Origin of the sequence: Hydrogenophaga sp. Root209 (genome assembly GCF_001428625.1) — a bacterium.
Lineage (GTDB): Bacteria > Pseudomonadota > Gammaproteobacteria > Burkholderiales > Burkholderiaceae_C > Hydrogenophaga.
The window spans coordinates 23,708-41,624 of sequence record NZ_LMIE01000001.1 but is presented as its reverse complement, the minus strand read 5'-3'; the positions used below and the strand labels follow the sequence as shown (position 1 = coordinate 41,624).

The window sequence follows — 17,917 nt, the reverse complement described above, 5'->3', positions numbered from 1 at the left end:
GGGTCTGGGGGCGGGTGATTCACTGTATTGATGTGACCGCGAATCGGAAACGCCTTGATTTGCTCAATGGCTTTGCGTTTTTTGCAAAACCAGCACAATGCGGCCGCGCCGGTGAGCCTGGTCTCGCGCACGCTGGTGCGGCTCGAAGAGCGCTGCGGCGCGCGGCTGATGCACCGCAGCACCCACGGCCTGAGCCTGACCGACGAGGGCGACACCTTCGCGGCGCACGCGCGCCGCCTGCTCGACACGCGCGACGAACTGGCCGCGGCGTTCCGCCACAAGCGCGCCGGCCCGAGCGGCTGGGTGCGCCTGAGCGTGAGCCCGGTGCTGGCCGAGACCCTGATCGTGCCCAGCCTGCCGTCGCTGTACGAGGCGCACCCGCAACTGCAGCTGGAGGTGCTGGCCGACGACCGCATCAGCGACATGGCGCGCGACGGCGTGGACATCGCCATCCGCACCGGCGCGGTGCTGGGCGACAACCTGGTGGCGCGCCCTATCGCCGAACATGGCCGCCGGCTCTGCGCCGCGCCCGGCTACCTCGCCCGCTTCGGCACGCCCCGGCATCCGGACGAACTGGTGTCGCACCGCCTGATCACCAGCAGCGCCAGCCCGGGGCTCAACCGCTGGCCCTGGGCCGCCCGCGCGGGCCAGCCCAAGGGTGCGGTGTTTCTCGCCCAAGGCCACACGCGCACCGACAACTCGGCGATCCTGCTCTCGCTGGCGCTGCGCGGCGTGGGCATCGCGCGCCTGAACGACCTGCTGTCCGCACCGCACATGGCGCGCGGCGAACTGGTGCCCGTGCTCGACGACTGGTTCGACCACAGCCGCATCCCGATTTACGCCGTGATGCTGGCCGAGCGCCACCGCCTGCCCAAGCTGCGCGCCTGCATCGACCACTGGGCGCAATGGCTGTCGCAGCCCCCCGCCTAAAATCCCCTCTCTATGCTCAAGATCAAACAGGAATTGCTCGACGGCCTGGCCGCCGAGCTCGACACACTTTTGTCCGGCGCGGGCGCGCGCGCTGCGTTCGAGTCGCCCAAGGTGGCGGCGCACGGCGATTTCGCTAGCACCGCGGCCATGCAGCTGGCCAAACCGCTCAAGCTCAATCCGCGCCAGTTGGCCGATACCTTGCGCGCAGCGCTGCTGGCTCGCCCGGAATACGCGCAGTGGGTGTCCGACATCGACATCGCCGGCCCCGGCTTCATCAACATCCGCCTCAGACCTGCGGCCAAACAGCAGATCGTGCGCGAGGTGCTGGCCGCTGGTGCGCGCTTCGGCATCGCGGAGTCCAACGGCCAGAAGCTGATGGTGGAGTTCGTGTCGGCCAACCCCACCGGCCCGCTGCACGTGGGCCACGGTCGCCAGGCAGCGTTGGGAGACGCGATCTGCAGCCTGTTCCAGACCCAGGGCTGGAGCGTGCACCGGGAGTTCTATTACAACGACGCGGGGGTGCAGATCGCCACGCTGGGCACCTCCACCCACCTGCGTGCGCAGGGCTTCAAGCCGGGGGATCCGCAGTGGCCCGAGTCCGCCTACAACGGCGACTACATCGCCGACATCGCGGCCGACTTCCTGGCGAAGAAAACGGTGAAGGCCGACGACCGCGAGTTCACCGCCAGCGGCGACATCAACGACCTCGACGGCATGCGCCAGTTTGCCGTGGCCTACCTGCGCCACGAACAGGACCTGGACCTGCAGGCCTTCGCGGTGAAGTTCGACCACTACTACCTGGAGTCCAGCCTGTACACCAGCGGGCGGGTTGAGGCCACGGTGCAGAAACTCATCGACGCCGGCAAGACCTACGAACAGGACGGCGCGCTGTGGCTCAAAAGCACCGACTACGGGGACGACAAGGACCGCGTGATGCGCAAGTCCGACGGTTCGTTCACCTACTTCGTGCCCGACGTGGCGTACCACATCAGCAAGTGGGAGCGCGGCTTCACCAAGGTCATCAACATCCAGGGCACCGACCACCACGGCACGATTGCCCGCGTGCGCGCTGGCCTGCAGGCGGCCAACGTGGGCATCCCGGAGGGCTACCCCGACTACGTGCTGCACACCATGGTGCGCGTGGTCAAGGGTGGCGAAGAAGTCAAGATCAGCAAGCGCGCCGGCAGCTACGTGACGCTGCGCGACCTGATCGAATGGACCAGCAAGGACGCGGTGCGCTTCTTCCTGCTCTCGCGCAAGCCCGACACCGAATACACCTTCGACGTGGACCTGGCGGTGCAGAAGAACAACGACAACCCGGTCTACTACGTGCAGTACGCGCACGCGCGCATCTGCTCGGTGCTGGCCAGCTGGGGCGGCGATGTGGCCACACTGAAAGACGCCGACCTGTCCGCGCTTGACAGCGCGCCGGCCCAGGCCCTGATGCTGCTGCTGGCCAAATACCCCGCCATGCTGAGCGACGCCGCGCGCGACCTCGCGCCGCACGACGTGACCTTCTACCTGCGCGAACTGGCCGCGAGCTACCACAGCTACTACGACGCCGAGCGCATCCTGGTCGACGACGCTGTGGTGAAGATGGCGCGCCTGGCCCTGGTCGCGGCCACCGCGCAGGTGTTGCACAATGGTTTGGCAGTGCTGGGCGTGAGTGCCCCGCAGAAAATGTGATGGCGAAACAAGCGATGAAAAAGAAATCTGTGCAATCCCGGAGTTCGCTCGGCGGCACCTTGATCGGCCTCGTGGTGGGTCTGCTGGTGGGGCTGGGCATTGCGCTCGCGGTGGCGGTCTACGTCACACGCGTTCCGATCCCGTTTGTTGACCGCAATGTGTCGCGCAACGCCGGCCAGGACGCGCTGGAAACCGAGCGCAACAAAGGCTGGAACCCCAACAAGATGCTCAATGGCGAGACCGCTCCGGCGGCGGTGCCGGCACCGGAGGCAGCAGGTGCGATCGTGGTGCCACCGGCCGACGGCAAGGGTCTCCCAGCCGTGCCCGCAGCCGCAAGCAAGCCGGCCGCCGACCCCCTGGGTGAACTGGTCCAGTCCAGGCTGGGCACGCCACCGGTCGCCGCGCCCGCGGGCACACCTCCCGCAGCCGCGCCCGCGCCCGGGGCGGACCCGTTCACCTACTTCGTGCAGGCCGGCGCCTTCCGCTCGCCGGAAGACGCCGAAACCCAACGTGCCAAGCTCGCCATGTTGGGCATCAACGCCGATGTGACCGAGCGCGAACAATCCGGCCGAACCGTGTACCGCGTGCGCGTGGGTCCGTTCAACCAGAAGGCGCTGGCCGATCTCACCCAGGAGCAACTGGCCGCCAATGGTGTCGAAGCGGCGCTGGTGCGCGTCCAGCGCTGATCCGCCGCCCAGGCAGATCGGGAACTTTCAGCGCACTGGCTGCCCCAAGCAAGCCTCATCAAGGAGTCTGATTCCATGCAACGTCGTGATTTTTCCCGGTCCCTGCTGGCCGCTGGCACCACCGCCCTGGCCGCCACCGGCGGCCTGACGCTCACCCCTGCGCTGGCCCAGCGCGTGGCGCCCAAGGAAGGCACCGATTTCGTTCGCCTGAGTCGCCCCGCGCCCGTGGAGACCCCGGCCAGCCAGGTCGAGGTGGTCGAATTCTTCGCCTACAGCTGCATCCATTGCTTCAATTTCGAGCCCGCGTTCGACGAATGGATGAAGAAGAAGCCGGCCAACGTGAACGTGCGGCGCATGCCGGTGGCCTTCAGCCCCGCTTTTGTGCCCATGCAACGCCTGTACTTCACGCTGGAAGCCATGAAGCTGGTGGACCGGCTGCACACGAAGGTGTTCCAGGCGATGCATGTGGACCGCCAGCAACTCACCACCCAGCCCGTCATCACCGCCTGGATCGAAAAGCAGGGTGGCGTGGACATGGCCCGTTTCAACGAGTTCTACAACGGCGCGGCGGTCGGTCTGGCCGCCAAGGCCACCCAGTTGCAGGAGGCCTACCAGGTCGAGGGCACGCCCTCTCTGGGCGTTGCCGGTCGCTACTACGTCAATGGTCAGGGCTCCCGCACCCTGGTGGTGGCCGACGCATTGATCGCCGAAGCAGCGCGCAAGGCCTGAGTCGCGTCATGCCAAAGAGAAGGCCCGCTTGTGCGGGCTTTCTCTTTGGGGGGTGTGGTGTCGAGGTGCGGCCGACTTCCACGGCATCCATGAATTCATGTGAGAAAAGAGTCGGTAAAGGGAGCGCTTGGGCCCGCTCAAGCTGCATCCGGTCGTTACAATGAATGCAAGTTTCGTGCCCTACAACGCCATGCATTCCACCTTGCCCCACTTCTCCTTCCGTCGGTCGTTCTGGCCGGGCGCCTGCCTGGCGGTGGGTTTGCTCCTGACCGGTGCAGCGCAGGCCGAAAAGGCCGATCGCAACCTGCCGCTCAATGCCGAGGCCGATGCCTTGCGTTACGACGACGTTCGCCAGACCAGCATCTTCACGGGCAACGTGGTCATCACCAAGGGCACCATCGTCATCCGGGGCGCCAAGGTCGAGGTGCGTCAGGATGCCCAGGGCAACCAGTTCGGCATCGTCAACGGCAGCCCGGGTTTTTTCCGCCAGAAGCGCGACGGTGTGGACGAATTCATTGAAGGCACGGCCCTTCGCATCGAGTACGACAGCCAGGCCGACACCGTGCGTTTCGTGGGCGATGCGATTCTCAAGCGCTTCAAAGGCACCCAGCTCAACGACGAAACCACGGGCAGTGTGATCGTTTACAACAACACCACCGATGTTTTCACGGTGGACGGTGGCGTGGCCAACCGCACCGCCAACAACCCCACCGGCCGCGTGCGTGCCATGCTCACGCCCGTGCCCAAGGACGACACCCCCGCCCCCAGGCCGGCGCCGCCAGCCAACCTGCGACCCAGCAACCAGCTTGGCGAGGGTCAGCAGTGACGGCGATGCCCGCGACGCAGGCCTTGAGCCCGGGCAAGCGCCCGTTGCCCGCCCCCGATCTCAGCCGGCTGGAGGCACAGGGCCTGCAGAAGGCCTATGGCAGCCGCAAGGTGGTCAAGGACGTGTCGCTCGCAGTCTTCAAGGGCGAGGTGGTCGGCCTGCTGGGCCCCAACGGCGCGGGCAAAACCACCTCTTTCTATATGTTGGTCGGCCTGCTGCGCTCGGACGCCGGGCAGATCCTGCTCGACGGCCAGGCCATCCAGGACCTGCCCATCCACCGCCGTGCGCGCCTGGGCCTGGGCTACCTGCCGCAGGAAGCCTCGATCTTTCGCAAGCTCAACGTGGCCGACAATGTGCGTGCCGTGCTGGAGTTGCAGGAGGACGAAGCTGGCAAGACCCTGAGCAAGGCCGCCATCGAAGCCCGGCTCGACGAGCTGCTCAAGGACCTGCACGTGGACCACCTGCGCGATTCGCCCGCGCCGGCCCTCTCGGGCGGTGAGCGCCGCCGGGTCGAGATCGCCCGCGCCCTGGCCACCAACCCGCGTTTCATCCTGCTCGACGAGCCCTTCGCCGGCATCGACCCGATCGCCGTGATCGAGATCCAGCGCATCATCGGTTTCCTCAAGTCGCGCGGCATCGGCGTGCTCATCACCGACCACAACGTGCGCGAGACCCTGGGCATCTGCGACCGCGCCTACATCATCAACGACGGCCACGTGCTCACCAGCGGCACTCCGGCCGAGATCGTCGAGAACGCGGACGTGCGCCGCGTCTATCTCGGCGAACATTTCAGGATGTAGGGCCTGTGAAACAAGGCCTGTCACTCCGCGTCTCGCAGCACCTGGCGCTCACGCCCCAGTTGCAGCAGTCCATCCGCCTGCTGCAACTCTCCACGCTGGAGATGGCGCAGGAGGTCGAGCAGATGCTCGACGAGAACCCGTTCCTCGAACGCTCCGAAGACCTCGCCGAGCGCGAAGCCTTTGGACTGGAGCAGACCGACGCACCGGTGAGCGCGGGCGAGCAGATCGCCGAGGCCGCGCTGCCCGAGTCGCCCGGCCCCATGCTCTCCAGCACCGAGTCGAGCAGCAGCGCCAGCAGTGAGACCGGCGAAGGCGATGCCATCGAGGGAAAGCTCGACGGCGCCACGCCAGTGGAAGAAAGCTGGGAAGGCGACGGCACGGTGGAGATGGCGCCGGATGACAGCGAATGGGGCGGTGACGCACCCGCGCGCAACAACAATTCATCAGGCGACGACGACACCGCCAGCGCAGCCGACCTGGCCCGCGCCCACATCAGCCTGCAAGACCACCTGCACGACCAGGCCCGCTGCCTGCGCCTGTCGGACGAAGACCGCGCCGCGCTGTACTTCCTGATCGAGTCCCTCAGCGATGACGGCTACATCGAAGACACCCTGGCCGAACTGGCCGCGGCCTGGCAGGCCCTGTCGGGTCCGATGGAAACCGACGACCCCAACGAAGGGCTGGAAGAGCGCGAAGCGCTGGAACAACGCCTGACCATGGCGCTGCAGCTGCTGCAGCACATGGAGCCCGCCGGGGTGGGCGCGCGCAACCTGGCCGAATGCCTGCGCCTGCAGATCCTGGAAATGCGCAACACGCCCGAGGCTCGCGCGGCCCTGGCCATCTGCGGTCAGTCCATGGAGCTGGTGGCCAAGCGCGACGTGAAGCGCCTGTGCAATCTGTGCGGCCTGGACGACGAAACGGTGCGCGCCGCGCTCGGTCTCATTGCCCGGCTGGAGCCCAAACCGGGTCGCCGCTTCGTGGACGTGGAACGCAACGTGGTCGTGCCCGACGTGCTGGTGACGCACGCCGGCCGTGGCTTCAAGGTGCTGCTCAACCCCGAGGTGATGCCGCGCCTGCGCGTGCACGATGTGTACGCCAGCGCCATGCGCCAGAACCGCGGCGGGCGCGACAACGGCGGCGAGGCCGGGCACGCCGCGATGCAGCAGCGCCTGCAGGAAGCGCGCTGGTTCATCAAGAACATCCAGCAGCGCTTCGACACCATCCTGCGCGTCTCCAGCGCTATCGTCGAGCGCCAGCGCAATTTCTTCATGCACGGCGAGCTCGCCATGCGCCCGCTGGTGCTGCGCGAGATCGCCGACGAGCTCGGCCTGCACGAGTCCACCATCAGCCGCGTGACCACCGCGAAGTACATGTCCACGCCCTTCGGCACCTACGAACTCAAGTACTTCTTCGGTTCGTCGCTGGGCACCGAAACCGGTGGCAATGCGTCGAGCACGGCGGTGCGCGCGCTGCTCAAGCAGTTCATCTCGGCCGAGGAGCCGGCCAAACCGCTGTCGGACAACCAGCTCTCCGACCTGCTGCGCGAGCAGGGCATCGAGTGCGCGCGGCGCACCGTGGCCAAGTATCGAGAAGCCTTGCGCATCGCGCCTGCGAACCTTAGAAAATCGCTTTGAACCAGTTACAAGTTTTCCTTCCCTGCGCCGCCGGCGTGGAGGACATGCTCGCCGCCGAGGTGAAACGCATCACCGGCGTGGACGCACCACACAAGGCGCGCGGCGGTGTAGCGCTCAACGCCTCATGGCGCGACGCCATGCGCCTGAACCTGCACAGCCGCCTCACGCAGCGGGTGCTGGTGCAGCTCTGGCACGGCGAGTACCGCAGCGAACAAGACCTCTACCACGCCGCCAGTGACGTGGCCTGGGAGATCTGGTTCACGCCGGCGCAGACCATCAAGGTCGAGATCACCGCGCAGCACAGCCCGCTGACCAGCCTGAACTTCGCCGCGCTGAAGGTGAAAGACGCGATCTGCGACCGGTTCCGCGAGAAGCGTGGCGAGCGCCCCAGCGTCAACACCACCTGGCCCGACGTGCGCATCTACGTGCACCTGACCACCGACACGGTGAGCCTGTACATCGACACCTCGGGCGAGCCGCTGTTCAAGCGCGGTTGGCGCGAGGACAAGGGCGATGCGCCGCTGAAGGAAACCCTGGCCGCGGCCATGATCGCCGCCACCGGATGGGATGCCTGTGCCGACCAGCCGCTGGACGCCATCGTGCCGCTGTACGACCCTTGCTGCGGCAGCGGCACGGTGGTGATCGAGGCCGCGCAGATCGCGCTCAACATCGCGCCCGGCCTGCTGCGCCGTTTCGCCTTCGAGAAGCTGCTGCCGTTCCAGCCGCACGTGTGGCAACCCATCCTGGAAGACGCCGAGCGCCAGCAGCGCGAGTGGCCAGAGGGTCACGCACCCATCGTCTTCGGCAGCGATGTGTCCTTCCGCATGGTCGACTTCGCGCAGCGCAACGCCGAGCGCGCGGGTGTGGCCCACGCCATCGAGCTGCGCGGCGGCGACGCCCTGCAGCGCATGCCGCCCAGTGACCGGCCCGGCGTGATGCTTCTCAATCCGCCGTATGGCGAGCGCATTGCCGCCGCCGGTGTAGCCGGGCAAAGCTCGGAAGACCGCGCCAGCGCCCGCGCCCAGCGCATGGCACCGCGCGAACCACGCACGTTCACGGTCGGCAAGGCGGCGCCACCCGCGCCCGGACTCGGCAGGGAAAGCGCGCAGATGCCTGATGGCGGCGACGGCAGCGACTTCTTCAACCAGCTCGCCGCCCACTGGAAGAGCCACTACGCCGGCTGGACCGCCTGGCTGCTCACGCCCGATCTCAAGCTGCCCGGCAAGATGCGCTTCAAGGAATCGCGCCGCGTGCCGCTGTGGAACGGCCCGATCGAATGCCGCCTGTTCCGCTTCGATCTCACCGCACGCAAGCCGCGCACCGAACCCGAGGCCTGAGCGTGGCCGAGGTGCCCGACACCACCGACATGCTGGTGCTCGACACCAACATCGCGCTCGACCTTTTCGTTTTCCAGGATCCGGCCACCGCGCCGCTGCGCAAGGCTCTGGAGCGCACGCCCGGTGAATGGCTGGCCACCGCCGCGATGCGTGAGGAGCTCGTGCGCGTGCTGGCCTACCCGCAGATCGCGCGCCGCCTGAGCGCGCAGGCCCGGCCCGCGCAGGATGTGCTCGACGCCTTCGACCGCTGCACACGCCTCGTGCCCGACGCACCCAAGGCGGCCTACACCTGCAAAGACCCTGACGACCAGAAGTTCATCGACCTCGCAACGGCCCACCGCGCCACACTGGTCAGCAAGGACGACGCGGTGCTGTGCATGGCCAGGCGGCTGGCGCGCGTGGGCGTCAACGTCTGTCGAGAGTGGAGTCCCAGCCATGTGGATTGAAATTCGCCTGCTGTCGCTCGTCGCCTGCGCCTTGTGCAGCGCCACTGCCTGGGCCATCCCGCGCTGCGAACTCAATGGTGAAAGCGTGAGCCCCTACAACGGCAACACCACCGCCGGCAAGAGTGGCTTGATGCGCTGCGTCAACGACGATGGCCAGGTGCGCCGCCTGGACCAGACGCTTCGCGATGGCCGCATCCATGGACCGGTGGTGATGGAGCTGGCCGACGGCGAGCGCCGCGAGTACAGCGTCAACGAACGCGGCAACCGCGACGGCCTGGCGCGCACGTTCGATGGCAAGGGCACGCTGCGCAAGGAAGAGAACCTGGAAGACGGCAGTGCCGTGGGCGTGCAGAAAAATTATGCCGAAGCCGGGCATCTGCAGGAACTGCATTTCGCGGCCGGGCGGCGCACCGTGCTCACCATCGGCTACCTGGCCGATGGCCGCTTGACCGAGCTGCGCTGCGCCGCCGTGACGCTGGTGCCGCAAGACCGCGAGGTGTGTGGTCACGCTGGCCGCGCCAGCGACGTCACGCTGTACCGCGAAGCGGGCCAGCCCGTGGGCACCGTGAGCTACCTGAAAGGCCAACTGCAGCGCCTGACTGTGCTGGACCGCGAAGGTCGACTCGTGCGCACCGAAGAGCTCAAGGAGGGCCGGCGCATCAAGCGGGTGTTCTACCCATCGGGCAAGCCGCGCTCCGAGGCCGACTTCATCGAACGCGACCCCAACAGCCGCGAGGGCCGCGAGGGGATCGCGCGCGAGTGGGCCGAGAGCGGTCAACTCACGCAGGAAACCCGCTGGGCCGACGGCCACGAGCAGCGCATCCACCAGTGGTACCTGAACGGCAAGCAGAAGCTGCGCCAGCAGATTCGCCGCGACGGCCGCAACCAGGAGCGCACCACCGAGAGTTTCTGGGACAACGGCCTGCCCGCGGCGGTGAACAACGAGCACAACGGGCGTCTGCAAGGCTGGCAGAAATACTTCACCGAAGCGGGTGTGCTCGCGCGAGAGGACGAACACGGCGAGCGCGGCGTGTTGCTGCGCCGCAAGCACTACGGCGCGCAAGGTGTGTTCGAGCGCGAGGAGCGATTCCTGGAAGACGGTTCGCGCATCTGATCAGCGACGGTCGGGGTTGCAACAACACGAGGAGCGCAACATGGTCATTCGCGTGGTTCGGCTGGGCAGCGAGAGGGTGGCGGACGAAGGCACCCGCATCGGCACTGTGCGATGCCCGCCGCGCGGCGTGCCCAGGATGGGCTGTTACTGCGAGCACGAATCGCACTGCCACCGCTCGGTTCTGCGCGAGCTGCTGCTGGAGAAAGGCGCGAAGGTGGAACCATGAGCATGACCGACCTTCTGGTGCTCTTCACCGCCTTGGGCGCGGCCACGGTGGGCGGCGTGTTCTTTGCCTTCTCCAGCTTCGTGATGAGGGCGCTGGCGCAGTTGCCCGCGGCCCAGGGCGTGGCGGCCATGCAGCGCATCAACGTCGTGGTGATCAACCCGTGGTTCATGGGCGCCTTCATGTGCACACTGCTGCTGTCCATCGCGTGTGTGGTGGTCGCCTGCCTTCTGTGGAGCGCGCCGCGCTCGGCCTGGCTGCTCGCGGCCGGCCTGCTTTACGCCGTGGGCACCTTCGGCGTCACCATGGTCTTCAACGTGCCACGCAACGACCGCCTGGCGCGCCTCGACGCCGCGTCTGCGGAGGCGGCGGTCTACTGGCCGGTTTATGTGCGCGAATGGATCTTCTGGAACCATGTGCGTACCGCGGCTGGCCTGGCGTCCGCGGTGTGTGCGATCCTGGTTTGGACCCGGTGATGTTCTTGCACCCGAAGGCGTCGATCCCAAGGCAGGTCGGGGCCTGATTCAGCCCAGTGCGAACCGGTCCGCATGCGCCTGCGGCCAGTAGATGGTGAACACCGCGTGCTGGCCGGTGAGGTCGTGCAGCAGGGCGCCGGGCAGGGTTTCTGGCAGCAGGTTGGCGAGCAGGCGCACCTCGTTCTGGTTGACGCGGCGCACCAGGTGGTGGGCGGTGATCTCGCCAGGGTGTTGCAGGCCGGCGGCCTGGATGAGTTCTTGCAACGCCACGAGTGTGCGCTGGTGAAACTGGTGCACGCGCTCGGCCTTGTCGGGCACCACCAGCGCTTGCTGGCGCACCGGGTCCTGGGTGGTCACGCCTGTGGGGCATTGCCCGGTGTGGCAGCTCTGGGCCTGGATGCAGCCCAGCGCAAACATGAAGCCGCGTGCGCTGTTGCACCAGTCGGCACCGATGGCCATGGCGCGCACGATGTCGAAGGCGCTGATCACCTTGCCCGCGCAACCGATCTTGATGCGGTCGCGCAGGTTCACCCCCACCAGCGTGTTGTGCACCAGGCGCAGGCCTTCCTGCAGCGGCGCGCCCACGTGATCGGTGAATTCAAGCGGTGCCGCACCGGTGCCTCCCTCGGCGCCATCGACCACGACGAAGTCGGGCGTGATGCCGGTGGCCAGCATGGCCTTGACGATGGCGAACCACTCCCACGGGTGGCCGATGCACAGCTTGAAGCCCACCGGCTTGCCGCCGGAGAGTTCACGCAGCCGGACGATGAAGTGCATGAGTTCGATCGGCGTGGAGAACGCGCTGTGAGCGGCGGGTGAGATGCAGTCCTGGCCGGCGATCACGCCGCGCGCGGCCGCGATCTCGGGCGTGACCTTCGGCCCCGGCAACACACCGCCGTGCCCGGGCTTGGCGCCCTGGCTGAGCTTGATCTCGACCATCTTCACCTGCGGGTCCATGGCGTTGGCCTTGAAGCGGTCGGGGCTGAAGTGGCCGTTTTCGTCGCGGCAGCCAAAGTAGCCCGAGCCGACTTCCCAGATCAGGTCGCCACCGTGCAGCCGGTGGTAGGCGGAGATCGAACCTTCGCCGGTGTCGTGCGCGAAGCCGCCGCGCTTGGCACCGGCGTTGAGTGCCTGGATCGCGTTGGCCGAGAGCGCGCCGAAGCTCATGGCCGAGATGTTGAACACGCTGGCCTCATACGGCTGCGTGCAGCCCGGCCCGCCGATGGTGAGGCGAAAGTCGTGCGAGGCAATCAGGCTGGGTGACATCGAGTGGTTGAGCCACTCGTGGCCGGTGGCGTTCTGATCCACCTGCGTACCAAAGGGGCGCTTGTCGGTCTCGCCCTTGGCGCGCGCGTAGGCCAGGCTTCGCTGGCTGCGCGAGAACGGTGTGGTTTCGTTGTCGCTTTCCAGAAAGTACTGGCGGATCTCGGGGCGGATCTTCTCCAGCATGAAGCGCAGGTGGCCGATGACGGGGTAGTTGCGCAGCACCGAGCTCCTGGTCTGGCGCACGTCGTGGATGCCCAGCGCCGAGAGGCCGGCGAACACCAGGAACCAGAAGCCACCGATGCCGAACGCGATCAGCGTGAACAGGCTCAGCAGTGCCAGCACCACACACAGGCCAAGCGCGGTGTAGCGCACGGGATACAGGGCATTGAGGCGATCGAGCATGTGTGTGGAGATGAAAGGAAGGTGTACGGGCAAAGTAGTGCGGAAGCGGTATTGGTACGGTGTCGAGCGGATTGAAAAATGGCCATCTTCGCACTCCCGGCCGTCGCTCGGCCTTGAAGGTGGCGCACTTTTCCCTTTCTCCGGGGTATCGGCCCACTTTCCACACACCTGGTTGGCCGTCCATGCGCTCTGCTCCGTACTCCTCCTGGCTCCCGATACCCGCCTTGCTGGCCATGGCGAGCATGGCGGCCGCTCAGCCGGTGCCCGATGCCGGGCAGATCCAGCGCGAGGTCTTGCCACGGCCCCCGGTGCCGGTGCCCGCGACACCGCCCATCGGCATCCGTGAACCCGCCAATGGTGCGGGCGCCGCGGGCGGCGCGCGGTTCACAGTCACGGCCGTGGTCCTGCAGGGCAACACGGTGTTGTCCACCGACGAACTGCTCGCGCTGGTGGCCGACCTGTCCGGCCCCGGGCGCACCCTGGCCGATGTGCAGGCCGCCGCGCGGCGCATCACCGACCACTACCGCGCAAACGGCTACCCGGTGGCGCGCGCCTTCGTGCCGGCGCAAGACGTCACAGCCGGAGAGGTGCGCATCGACGTGCTCGAAGGCCGCATCGATCGCGTGGAGCTGAACAACAGCAGCCGCCTGAGCGATGCGGTCCTGTCCGCCACGCTGGGTGATGTGCAGGTCGGCGAGGTCATCGCCACCGCACCCATCGAGCGCGCCCTGCTGCAGTGGAACAGCACGCCCGGTGTGGGCGCGGCGCGCGCCACCCTGCAGCCTGGTGAACGCGTGGGCACTTCACGGCTGGGCCTCGAATTCGATGCCGCGCCACCGGCACAGGGCAGCGTGGTGCTGGACAACCACGGCAGCAGCTACACCGGCCGCGCCCGCCTGGCCGCTTTGTTGCAGATCAACAGCCCGCTGGGTCTGGGCGATCAGCTCGGTCTGGCGGCTCTCACCAGCGGCCGCGCTCTGCGCCATGGCCGCATCGTCTACGAGCTGCCGGTGGCCAGTGTCGGCACGCGCGCCGGCCTGTCACACCAGGAAACGCGCTACCGCCTGGGCGGTGATTTCGCCGCACTGCAGGCCAATGGCCGGGCCCGGAGCAGCCGCGCTTTCGTGAACCATCCGTTCGTGCTCACACCCACCAGTCGCATCAGCGCCACGCTGACCGCTGCCGACCAGTCGCTGCACGACCGGGTCGATGCTGTCGCGGTGGTTACCGACAAATCGCTGGCAACGATCAGCGGCGCCTTGCGCGGCAGCTGGAACGATCGGGCCGGCGAACGCCTGTCCACCGCCGATCTGCAGATCGTGAGCGGCCGCCTGCGCATCCAGAGCCCGGGCGCCGCCGCGCAGGACGCCGGCACGGCGCGCACCCAGGGCCACTTCACCCGTTGGGAATGGGAAATCAGCCACCTGCAGCGCGTGGCTTCGCATTCGCAGATCTTCGTGGCCCACGCCGGCCAGCGCGCCAGCCGCAACCTCGACAGCGCCGAGAAGTTCGCCATCGGCGGCCCGCGCGCGGTGCGCGCCTACGCCAGCGGTGAAGCCAGTGGCGACGAGGCCGATCGCCTCACCCTGGAGTGGCGGCAAAGCCTCTCACCCGCGCTGCAGGGCGTGGTGTTCTACGACATCGGGCGTGTGGTCTTCAACCGCAGACCTTTTGACCCCGGCGCCGCCAGCCACCGCACGCTCTCCGGCGCGGGCATCGGCCTGAACGCCGAATGGTCTGCCGCAGGCACGCCACTGAGCTTGCAAACCACGCTGGCCTGGCCGCTGCTCGGGCGCCCGACGCTCAACGACGAACCTGCTCTCTGGTTCACGTTGACCGCGCGTTTCTGAACCTCTTGCTCGAACGCGCCGGCGCGTGTCGCCCCCCTGTTTCATCGTTTTCACGAAAGACCCGCCATGAACCGCACCCACCGCCTCGTCTGGAACGCCGCCTGCTGCGCCTGGCAAGCCGTGAGCGAAACCGCTGCCGCGCGAAGCCCAGGCGGAGGTCTTCAACGAACGGTTCGCCGCCAGGCCCGCGGGCTGGCCGCGCTGGCGCTGGCCTGCGCCGGCACGGCCGCCCTGGCCGGCCCGCAGGACGGGCAGGTCACGCTGGGCAGCGGCAGCGTGGCGCACGGCGGTGGCACCACCACCATCACCCAGACCAGCGCGCAACTGGCCATCGACTGGCAGAGCTTCAACGTGGGCGCGGGTGAGGCGGTGCGCTTCGTGCAGCCAAGCGCTCAGTCGGTGGCGCTCAACCGCGTGCTCGGCACCGAGCCCAGCCACATCCTGGGCCGGCTCAGCGCCAACGGCCAGGTGTTCCTGCTCAACCCCAATGGCGTGCTGTTCGGCACCAGCGCGCGGGTCGATGTCGGCGGCCTGGTGGCCAGCACGCTGGCGCTGCCCAACGAAGACTTCGCCGCCGGGCGTCTGCAACTCAGAGGCACCAGCACCGGCAGCGTGAGCAACGCCGGACAGATTACCGCCGCCGAAGGAGGCTACGTGGTGCTGACCGCGCCGCAGGTGCACAACAGCGGCAGCATCAGCACGCACCTGGGGCACAGCGTGCTGGCCGCGGGCGAACACGTCACGCTGCAGCTCCAAGGCGGTGGCCTGCTGGGCTACCGCATCGAACGCGGCGCGCTGCAGGCCCTGGTCGAACAGGCCGGCCACATCAGCGCCGATGGCGGCGCCATCCTGATCGAGGCCCAGGCGCTGGACGCGCTGGCCAGCGCGGTGGTCAACCACAGCGGCATCAGCCAGGCGTTCACCGTGCAAGAGCGCGAAGGCCGCATCGTGCTGCTGGGCGACATGGCCGTGGGCCGCACGAACGTGGACGGCACGCTGGACGCCTCGGCCCCCGAGGGCGGCCACGGCGGCTTCATCGAAACCAGCGCGGCCACGGTGAAGGTGGCCGACGGCGCGCGCATCACCACGCGCAGCGCCGACGGCGCCAACGGCAGCTGGCTCATCGATCCGACCGATTTCACCGTGGCCGCCACCGGCGGTGACATCAGCGGCGCGGCGCTGAGCGCCGCGCTGGTCGATGGCAACGTGGTGCTCGACAGCACTGCTGGGGCGCAGGAAGGCGTAGGCGACCTGTTCGTGCGCGACCAGGTGAGCTGGAGCGCCAACCGCCTCACGCTGCGCGCGCAGCGCGACATCCACCTCTACCAGGACCTGGTGGGCTCGGGCAGTGCGCAGCTCACCATGGCCTACGGCCTGGCCACGGACACCGGCGCGGGGGCCGACTACCACCTGCACAACGGCACGCGCGTGTACCTGCCGCAGGGGCAGAACCTGAACCTGCAGCAGGGCAGGCTGGGCACGGACAAGGCCTACCAGGTGATCACGCAGGGGGCCGGCTTCGTCGGCATCAACAACGACCTCGGTGGGCACTACGCGCTGGGCGGGTCGATCAGCGGTGTGACCGCCACCGAAAACGTCATCGGTGGCGAGTTCACCGGGCAGTTCCACGGCCTGGGGCATCAACTGATGAATTTCAGGATCTTTGCCGACGGTATCGGGGCTAACGGCCGTGATATCCATGTGGGCGTGTTCCGCGGGGTGGGCGCAGCGTCCGTTCTGCGCGACTTCCAGTTGATCAACGGCGGCGTCTCCATGAACAACGCAGAACTCTCCTCCAATTATTTTGGAGCACTGGCTGCGATCAACAACGGCCTGATTTACAACGTGTACTCCAACACCCTGGTCAACACAAGTGGCTACTACGCCGCCTCGGGCGGCCTGGTGGGTCTCAACAACGGCACGATACGGCAGTCTCAAGTCGATATTGACGTGAGCCAGACCTCAACAACACCCTTGAACAACTGGCTTAACGGAGACGGTGGTCCCGTAGGGCAGGTCGCTGGCATCAACGCGGGCTTGATCGAGGACAGCGTGGGTTCCAGCCGTATCAGGACATACGACCGCCCCTCCCAAAGCAGCGTTTTCATCGGCCTGGTGGGCAGCAACACCGGCACCATCAACCGCACCTACGCCATCCTTCCCGACAACCAGGTCTACGACAACAACACCGCGCGCACGCTCACCGACGCCGCGATGAAGCAGGCCGCCACCTACGCCGGCTGGAGCATCGACAGCAACCCCGACGGCGATTCGATCTGGCGCATCCACGAGGGCGAGTCCATCCCGCTGCTGCGCGACTTTCGCCGCCGCGTGGACATGCAGACCCAGCGCAGCTTCAACGGCCAGACCCAGACCGAAGGCAGAACCAGCGGGCGCGACGCCGGCTATTACGCCGCCAGCATCGACATGACCCCGCTCGGCCAAGAAGTCACCGGCGGCCTGACCATCACCCCCGCGCTGCTGAGCGTGAGCAGCGCCGACGTGAACCGCGTCTACGACGGCAGCACCGACGCCACCGGCGCGACGGCTGCCATCGTGAGCGGCCAGCTCTTCGGCACCGACAGTCTCAGCGGTGGCAGCTTCGTCTTCACCGACCGCCACGTGGGCACCGGCAAGACCGTGAACGTGGGCGGCATCACCGTCGATGACGGCCAAGGCGGCGCCAACTACGCGCTCACGCTGATCGACAACACCACGAGCAGCATCAGCGCCGCGCCACTGGTGCTGACCGCCGACCCCACGAGCAAGGTGTACGAAGGCACCACCGATGCCACCACCACCTGGCACGTGAGTTCGGGCAGCCTGTTCGGCACCGACACACTGGACAGCGCGGGCCTGAGCTTCGAGACCCGCCACGCGGGTAGCGGCAAGCGCCTGCTGCTGCGCGATGCGGTGCTCAGCGACGGCAACGGCGGGGCCAACTACACGCTCACCCTGGCCGACAACGCCGGCAGCACCATCACACCCGCACCCTTGGTGCTCACGGCCGATGCCGCCTACAAGGCCTACGACGGCAACACCGACGCGCAGACCACATGGCACCTGAGTTCGGGCACGCTCTTCGGCACCGACGCACTGAGCAGCGTCACCTTGAGCTACGACACGGCCGAGATCGGTATCAACAAGACCCTGCACCTGAACGAGGTCGTGCTGGCCGACGGCAACGGCGGGGCCAACTACACGATCACCCTGGCCGACAACGCGGCCAGCCGCATCGCCGCCGCCAACGCCGGAACCCTGCGCCTGGCGCAGGCCGTGGCAGCCGTCCGGCAGGCGCCGCAGCCCGATCCTGCTCGGGTGCCCAGTGGGCAGGACATCGGGACCGTGGGTGTGGTCGAACACCTGCTGATGGTGGACTGTGGCATCCGTCTGCCGCCCGGGGCTTCCACCGACAGCTGCCATTCAGTTCGCCTTCTCGCTCGAAAACCCGCACTCTGAACCGAACCCACCCTGGGGCCATCGAACATGACCCGCGACGACTGCCGCTGATA

Annotated in this window: 15 protein-coding genes; 14 read left to right on the top strand and 1 reads right to left on the bottom strand. The window is 67.5% G+C overall.

Translation table 11 applies throughout. The annotated features are described in order from the left end of the window. The first annotated feature begins 66 nt into the window (after positions 1 to 66). The 12 genes from ASE11_RS00210 to ASE11_RS00155 all read left to right on the top strand — a co-directional run bounded on the left by ASE11_RS00210 (position 67) and on the right by ASE11_RS00155 (position 10,887). Entirely contained in the window at positions 67 to 930 is an 864-nt protein-coding gene (locus ASE11_RS00210; protein ID WP_056264054.1) for a LysR family transcriptional regulator, read from the top strand. Positions 931 to 942: 12 nt separating this feature from the next. Further along, positions 943 to 2,616, top strand: a complete 1,674-nt coding sequence (gene argS / locus ASE11_RS00205) for an arginine--tRNA ligase (protein WP_056264052.1) — start codon at positions 943 to 945, stop codon at positions 2,614 to 2,616. A gap of 14 nt (positions 2,617 to 2,630) precedes the next feature. Further along, complete coding sequence (locus ASE11_RS00200) at positions 2,631 to 3,302, top strand: SPOR domain-containing protein (RefSeq protein WP_056265504.1); 672 nt, start codon at positions 2,631 to 2,633, stop codon at positions 3,300 to 3,302. A 75-nt stretch (positions 3,303 to 3,377) separates the two neighbouring features. Next, on the top strand, positions 3,378 to 4,031 hold the full coding sequence (locus tag ASE11_RS00195; RefSeq protein WP_056264048.1) for a thiol:disulfide interchange protein DsbA/DsbL: 654 nt from the start codon (positions 3,378 to 3,380) through the stop codon (positions 4,029 to 4,031). 190 nt (positions 4,032 to 4,221) lie between these two features. Next, the gene (lptA, locus tag ASE11_RS00190) at positions 4,222 to 4,857 is read left to right on the top strand and encodes a lipopolysaccharide transport periplasmic protein LptA (RefSeq protein WP_156406204.1); all 636 of its coding nucleotides are present in this window, start codon (positions 4,222 to 4,224) and stop codon (positions 4,855 to 4,857) included. A gap of 5 nt (positions 4,858 to 4,862) precedes the next feature. Further along, positions 4,863 to 5,657 (top strand): LPS export ABC transporter ATP-binding protein, encoded by a 795-nt coding sequence (lptB, locus tag ASE11_RS00185; RefSeq protein ID WP_056264046.1) that lies wholly within the window; start codon positions 4,863 to 4,865, stop codon positions 5,655 to 5,657. A 5-nt stretch (positions 5,658 to 5,662) separates the two neighbouring features. Then, complete coding sequence (gene rpoN / locus ASE11_RS00180) at positions 5,663 to 7,291, top strand: RNA polymerase factor sigma-54 (RefSeq protein ID WP_056264043.1); 1,629 nt, start codon at positions 5,663 to 5,665, stop codon at positions 7,289 to 7,291. Further along, entirely contained in the window at positions 7,288 to 8,628 is a 1,341-nt protein-coding gene (locus ASE11_RS00175) for a THUMP domain-containing class I SAM-dependent RNA methyltransferase (protein ID WP_056264040.1), read from the top strand. The genes rpoN and ASE11_RS00175 overlap by 4 nt, the downstream gene beginning before the upstream one ends. Positions 8,629 to 8,657: 29 nt before the next feature. Continuing rightward, positions 8,658 to 9,074, top strand: coding sequence for a putative toxin-antitoxin system toxin component, PIN family (locus ASE11_RS00170; RefSeq protein ID WP_056265496.1), 417 nt, complete (start codon positions 8,658 to 8,660; stop codon positions 9,072 to 9,074). After that, on the top strand, positions 9,064 to 10,188 hold the full coding sequence (locus tag ASE11_RS00165) for a toxin-antitoxin system YwqK family antitoxin (protein WP_056264037.1): 1,125 nt from the start codon (positions 9,064 to 9,066) through the stop codon (positions 10,186 to 10,188). Before ASE11_RS00170 ends, ASE11_RS00165 begins: the two co-directional genes overlap by 11 nt. Before the next feature lie 40 nt (positions 10,189 to 10,228). After that, a complete protein-coding gene (locus ASE11_RS00160) occupies positions 10,229 to 10,414 on the top strand; it encodes a hypothetical protein (protein ID WP_056264034.1) in 186 nt (61 codons plus the stop codon). Next, complete coding sequence (locus tag ASE11_RS00155; protein ID WP_156406175.1) at positions 10,411 to 10,887, top strand: DUF1772 domain-containing protein; 477 nt, start codon at positions 10,411 to 10,413, stop codon at positions 10,885 to 10,887. The genes ASE11_RS00160 and ASE11_RS00155 overlap by 4 nt, the downstream gene beginning before the upstream one ends. A 48-nt stretch (positions 10,888 to 10,935) precedes the next feature. Here the strand turns inward: ASE11_RS00155 and ASE11_RS00150 are convergent, their stop codons facing one another. Continuing rightward, a complete protein-coding gene (locus ASE11_RS00150; RefSeq protein WP_056264029.1) occupies positions 10,936 to 12,555 on the bottom strand; it encodes an FMN-binding glutamate synthase family protein in 1,620 nt (539 codons plus the stop codon). Positions 12,556 to 12,737: 182 nt separating this feature from the next. Here ASE11_RS00150 and ASE11_RS00145 point away from each other — a divergent pair, with 182 nt between their 5' ends. Together ASE11_RS00145 and ASE11_RS00140 are read left to right on the top strand one after the other, a co-directional pair. Continuing rightward, a complete protein-coding gene (locus tag ASE11_RS00145; protein WP_082585410.1) occupies positions 12,738 to 14,405 on the top strand; it encodes a ShlB/FhaC/HecB family hemolysin secretion/activation protein in 1,668 nt (555 codons plus the stop codon). Between the two features lie 66 nt (positions 14,406 to 14,471). Beyond that, positions 14,472 to 17,864, top strand: a complete 3,393-nt coding sequence (locus ASE11_RS00140) for a YDG domain-containing protein (protein ID WP_056264026.1) — start codon at positions 14,472 to 14,474, stop codon at positions 17,862 to 17,864. Positions 17,865 to 17,917: the final 53 nt, after the last annotated feature.

Bases quoted from the DNA above. Each gene is read 5' to 3' on its own strand.
- ASE11_RS00210 (WP_056264054.1), top strand. From the start codon at position 67: ATGGCTTTGCGTTTTTTGCAAAACCAGCACAATGCGGCCGCGCCGGTG.
- argS (WP_056264052.1), top strand. From the start codon at position 943: ATGCTCAAGATCAAACAGGAATTGCTCGACGGCCTGGCCGCCGAGCTC.
- ASE11_RS00200 (WP_056265504.1), top strand. From the start codon at position 2,631: ATGAAAAAGAAATCTGTGCAATCCCGGAGTTCGCTCGGCGGCACCTTG.
- ASE11_RS00195 (WP_056264048.1), top strand. From the start codon at position 3,378: ATGCAACGTCGTGATTTTTCCCGGTCCCTGCTGGCCGCTGGCACCACC.
- lptA (WP_156406204.1), top strand. From the start codon at position 4,222: ATGCATTCCACCTTGCCCCACTTCTCCTTCCGTCGGTCGTTCTGGCCG.
- lptB (WP_056264046.1), top strand. From the start codon at position 4,863: ATGCCCGCGACGCAGGCCTTGAGCCCGGGCAAGCGCCCGTTGCCCGCC.
- ASE11_RS00170 (WP_056265496.1), top strand. From the start codon at position 8,658: ATGCTGGTGCTCGACACCAACATCGCGCTCGACCTTTTCGTTTTCCAG.
- ASE11_RS00165 (WP_056264037.1), top strand. From the start codon at position 9,064: ATGTGGATTGAAATTCGCCTGCTGTCGCTCGTCGCCTGCGCCTTGTGC.
- ASE11_RS00160 (WP_056264034.1), top strand. From the start codon at position 10,229: ATGGTCATTCGCGTGGTTCGGCTGGGCAGCGAGAGGGTGGCGGACGAA.
- ASE11_RS00155 (WP_156406175.1), top strand. From the start codon at position 10,411: ATGAGCATGACCGACCTTCTGGTGCTCTTCACCGCCTTGGGCGCGGCC.
- ASE11_RS00150 (WP_056264029.1), bottom strand. From the start codon at position 12,555: ATGCTCGATCGCCTCAATGCCCTGTATCCCGTGCGCTACACCGCGCTT.
- ASE11_RS00145 (WP_082585410.1), top strand. From the start codon at position 12,738: ATGCGCTCTGCTCCGTACTCCTCCTGGCTCCCGATACCCGCCTTGCTG.
- ASE11_RS00140 (WP_056264026.1), top strand. From the start codon at position 14,472: ATGAACCGCACCCACCGCCTCGTCTGGAACGCCGCCTGCTGCGCCTGG.